Source organism: Photobacterium sp. OFAV2-7 (genome assembly GCF_022347985.1).
In the GTDB taxonomy this organism is placed as follows: domain Bacteria; phylum Pseudomonadota; class Gammaproteobacteria; order Enterobacterales; family Vibrionaceae; genus Photobacterium.
The window spans coordinates 1-4,627 of sequence record NZ_JAKRFQ010000383.1; the positions used below are offsets into that span (position 1 = coordinate 1).

The window sequence follows — 4,627 nt, forward strand, 5'->3', positions numbered from 1 at the left end:
ATCTTTTTGATACAACGTGCAGTAGGCGAAACCGATATCTTCGATGGCAGTCGCCTCACCCTGAACAACATTATCCAGCGTGTGAATGATCCGGTCGGCGCAGGAGTGAATGCTGTCTGTTCCCTTCATGATCCCGCTGACATCGACATCAATGTCTTCAGTAATTTGGGCCGCATTACCGCTGACTCGGATCACCGGTACGATCGGGTTGTTGAATCCGGCACCACCTGTGGTCCACAGGATCACCTGGGCACCGAGAGAGGCGAAATGCATACCGGAGCCGCCGCATAAGTGCGTCGTTTCTGATAGGTACATTCCCGGTGTGGTCGGACGCTCGGTCATCTTGGCGTTGATCCTCAGTACATCCTGAATAGGGCGGGTACCGGTTTTATGCAGTGCGCCAAGTGCCTTCTCTTCGAGTGTGGTCAGGCCGCCGACACTGTTGCCGATGCTCATGGTCTCGACATTGGTGCCTTCGATATGCCAGCGCTTCTCTTCCTCATTGATGAGGCGATCGATCTTGTCAGCGACGTCTGGAGTAACTGCTCGTTCTCGCAGGATGTCCTCACAACCGACAAGCTCGATAAGCTCACCAGCTACACAGGTGGCACCTTTATCTACCAGCAGGTCGGCAACACGACCGACTGATGGGTTAGAGGCAATACCTGAACTGGTATCAGAACCGCCACATTTGATCCCCACAACCAGTTCGCTGAGTGGAATAGGTTCAGGCTGGATTTGATCGGCATAAGCTGTCAGCTCTTTTGCCAGCTCGGTGCCCATTTTGATGGTGCTGCGCGTTCCACGTGATTTGATGATCGACAGTGTCTGTACTGGCTTTCCTGCATTGCGGATAGGATCGGCCAGGATCGCCGGGTCGATACTTCCGCATCCCATGTTCAGCAGTAGGGCACCAGCCACATTAGGGTTCAGTGCGGCGCCAACCATAGTGCCGACCAGCTCTTCGTTACCACCGTACATACAAGTGTTGTAGTTGGTTACAACGACAGTGCCTGGCACTTTCTGGCTGATGGCACGGGCAATACCTTCTGCACATTCGTCAATGGCCAGGATGAGTACATGATTTCGGATCCCCGCGCGGCCGTCGGGGCGACGAAAGCCTGAGAAAAACTGCATTCGTTACTCCTCGATCTGCATTTGTTCAATGATTTGCTTGATGATCGGCTCTGGGATGTCTACCCGGGTACTGCGGACATTTTGTACATGTACCAACTCGCCGACCGGAATTGCCTTGATGGCAATGCCAATGTCGTAACCCGCTTTCTTGATTGCTTCCTGGGTCGAGATAGCGTTTACCGCGACTTTATTGCCGAACGTGATGGCTTGCTTACAGGTCACAATGCCTTGTGCCCGGTTGCCGTCATCAATAATTTCAATCTGCTGTCCTTGTTCGACATCTGCGAGCAGGGTCGCCACGTTGTCATTCTGGGAAAGCAAAATTGCCTTGTTCAAAGGTGTGTCCATAAATCCTCATAGATTGTTCATTGTCGGACAATCGACAGTTGGCAATCTTAATGAGTAATTCCAAAATAAATGCGACACAAATCACCTTTTGTTTTATCCATTCAATTTTTGTATGATTGTCTGACAATCGTCACGTTTTATTGATTATGCGAATTGTTGACTAATCCGGTAGAATTAAGGCAACTGCGGTATTCCGCTATCTGTAGATGTATGGAAAGATAATGAAAATCGTAAAACAGAGCTTAGAGGAGCAAGCTGCGGGCTATCTGCGTGAGCTGATCCTCAGTGGAAAATACGGAATGGGCGAAAAGCTGGTGGAGAGTGCACTGGCGAAAGATTTGGAGCTATCGCGCAGTACAGTGCGGATGGCTCTGAACACCTTGGCCCATGAAGGTTTGGTGGTTCAGAAACCCTATGTTGGTTGGCAGGTAATTAATATTACCGAGAATGACCTGTGGGAGCTGTACCACTTACGTGTCGCTCTGGAAACACGTTCCGCCTGGCTGGCAGCTGAGCACATTACCGAAGAGGGCAAAACCCGACTGCATGATTTGATGGATTATTACCTGCAAGTTGGCCGCAGTGAAGGCGTTACTTGCCTGCAGATCAGTAAGCTTGAACTTGAATTGCACACATTAATCATTGAGCTAAGCGGTAATATGCGCTTGCATCAGATTTACCGTAATGTCGCCAATCAGATGTTGATTTATTTCAATATTGACCACGCAAGCTATGACCCGGAAGAGAGCGCATTAAGCCATCTGCCACTGGTCGAAGCCATTTGTGCCGGTGAAAGTGGCAAAGCGTTGAAATTGGCTGAAGAGAACATTACCGTTTATTCAGTGATCGGGCATAAATTCCGTGAACAACATCTGAAGCGTTATTCAGAACAGCAAGGTGAATCTTGATAGCACTATCAAAGTAGAAGGTAGTAGAGTAGATAGCTAGCAAAAATTATAGGGCGAAGGTGATTTTAATTACCTTCGCCTTTTATTTTTTCTAACGATGACCCCTATAAATTCTTATAAGAGCATGTCTAATTTTAAATTGTTGATATCCAAATTCGTTATAGTCACTATCAATGAATAAAAGTGTGAAGTTCATCAATTCTATTCATTTCCAAGGTATTACGTGGTCTTTGGTTATCAGAAATGAATTTTTGTGTTGTTTTGGTTATTGGTTTGTATTTGGCTTGTGCTTTCTTGGGTGTTGTTTGTAGTGGTTTGTTTTAAATATGGTTGTTTATGCATTTCGTGCAAGTTGTTCATGACTACCATGCAGTAAATGATTTCGGCGCATATCATTAATGACTAATCATCATTACCTCTTAATAGGTAAATAAATTTACAATTCTGGCACGAGTTAATCGACATCTTTTTATTCTGTTCAATCAATGAACCGGAACGATTAAATATATAACAATATCTATAAATATAAATTTTGCTAATGCGGCAAATGAAAAAGTTATTTCCTGACACGCCATAAAAAGCCCATTAGATGTGCTTTTTAATCCCTCATGCCGCCTATTAGAAAGAGTTTTTTATCTGAAATGGAAGCACATTTATGAGTAATGATAATTGCCAAAAGGTAGATGTTTCGCGACGAAAGTTATTGGCTGGTGGCGCTGCTGCAGCAACAGCCATGATGCTTGGCAGTGAGGCAAGTGCCAGTCAAATTAATAATGCCATTAGTTGGGATAAAACGTTTGATGTATTAGTTATTGGTAGTGGGTTTGCTGCTTTGTCAGCTGCGATTGAGGCTCGTCGCAAAGGGCTTGATGTCATGATCGTAGAAAAAATGCGAGTTCCGGGCGGTAACTCAACCATTAACGGTGGGCTGTTCGCTGTTGCAGGCAGTGAGTTACAAAAAGAAGAAGGCGTTGAAGATAGCGTCGAGCTTATGGTGCAGGATATGATGGCAGCTGGTCGCGGGATTAACCACCCTGAACTGACAAGAGCGATCGCTGCTGGCTCGCCGGATGCGTTTAAGTTTGTGGTTGAGTGCGGTGCCAAATTTAAGCCTAAGTTATCCTGGCTTGGTGGCCATTCGGTCGCCCGAACGTATCTTACCCATAATGCTTCTGGCTCTGGCATTGTCAGGCCGCTGGTCAAAACCGCCCGTAGAGAAGGTGTTGTTATTCGCACTGAATGCAAAATGCTGAATTTCATTACCAACGATGACAAACGTATTATCGGCATACAGGTCAAAGACGGCTACCGCTTCCCTGATGAAGAGACAGGCATAGTAAAACACTTTAAAGCCAGACGCGGGGTAGTTCTTGCTTCCGGTGGCTTTAGCCGTGACACAAAGTTTTTATCTGCTCAAGATCCGCGGTTGGGTGGGGTTATAGACAGTACCAACCAGCCGGGAGCAACGGGAGAGGCGCTTCGTGCAGCATTTCGGATCGGTGCTGTACCCGTTCAGTTATCCCTTATTCAGCTTGGTCCATGGGCATCACCCGATGAACAGGGTTTTGGTGTTGCTTCAATGTTTAATATTCAGTCAGGCTTCCGTTACGGGATCATGGTCGAGCGGGCGACAGGGAAACGTTTTGTCAATGAATTGGCAGACAGGAAGACACGTGCCGATGCCATGATCAAAAATGTCAAGGAAAGCGGCGAGCCTGATTACCCAATTATTCTCGTCGACAGTGTGGGTGCCAAGGCATGTCCGACACTGGATCGCTGCCTGGAATATAAGGTTGTGCATGCGTTTGACCGTCTGGAAGATCTTGCCAGCCATTACCAGATTCCAGCAGAGGGACTCATTGAGTCAGTGACTGCCTATAACGAGTATGTCAAAAACAATGACGACTTGGAGTTTGCTAAACCTGTCTCGACAGCAACGCCGATCATCAAGCCGCCATTTTATGCCGTCAGAGGCTGGCCTAAAGTGCACCACTGTATGGGTGGGGTTGAAATTAATCCGAGTGCCCAGGTTTTACATTCCGAAACCTTTGAGCCGATTGCCGGACTGTATGCCGCCGGAGAGGTAACAGGCGGCCCTCATGGTGCCAGTCGTCTTGGAAGCTGCGCGATTACCGATGGATTGGTGATGGGACGTATCGCAGGCAACAGTGTTGCTCGTAATGACGCTATTTAGTCTTCTCTGATTTGGAATGAAAACAATGAATAACACGAAT

General features: G+C 47.1%; 4 protein-coding genes. 2 read left to right on the plus strand and 2 right to left on the minus strand.

Annotated features, from left to right (window positions below; genetic code table 11):
* Both MHN01_RS17200 and MHN01_RS17205 read right to left on the minus strand, forming a co-directional pair.
* Positions 1-1,137 (minus strand): UxaA family hydrolase (locus tag MHN01_RS17200; RefSeq protein ID WP_239412465.1); only part of this gene is annotated, 1,137 nt, incomplete at its 3' end.
* 3 nt (positions 1,138-1,140) lie between these two features.
* The gene (locus MHN01_RS17205) at positions 1,141-1,485 is read right to left on the minus strand and encodes a UxaA family hydrolase (RefSeq protein WP_239412466.1); all 345 of its coding nucleotides are present in this window, start codon (positions 1,483-1,485) and stop codon (positions 1,141-1,143) included.
* 221 nt (positions 1,486-1,706) lie between these two features.
* Between MHN01_RS17205 and MHN01_RS17210 the strand changes: the two genes are divergently transcribed.
* Together MHN01_RS17210 and MHN01_RS17215 are read left to right on the plus strand one after the other, a co-directional pair.
* Entirely contained in the window at positions 1,707-2,393 is a 687-nt protein-coding gene (locus tag MHN01_RS17210) for a GntR family transcriptional regulator (RefSeq protein ID WP_075767142.1), read from the plus strand.
* Between the two features lie 655 nt (positions 2,394-3,048).
* Positions 3,049-4,587: a flavocytochrome c gene (locus MHN01_RS17215; RefSeq protein WP_239412467.1), complete on the plus strand. Its 1,539-nt coding sequence runs from the start codon at positions 3,049-3,051 to the stop codon at positions 4,585-4,587.
* The last annotated feature ends 40 nt before the right edge of the window (positions 4,588-4,627 follow it).

What these genes read in the sequence shown, in the direction of transcription:
- MHN01_RS17210 (WP_075767142.1), top strand. Translation starts at nt 1,707, where the DNA reads ATGAAAATCGTAAAACAGAGCTTAGAGGAGCAAGCTGCGGGCTATCTG.
- MHN01_RS17215 (WP_239412467.1), top strand. Translation starts at nt 3,049, where the DNA reads ATGAGTAATGATAATTGCCAAAAGGTAGATGTTTCGCGACGAAAGTTA.
- MHN01_RS17205 (WP_239412466.1), bottom strand. Translation starts at nt 1,485, where the DNA reads ATGGACACACCTTTGAACAAGGCAATTTTGCTTTCCCAGAATGACAAC.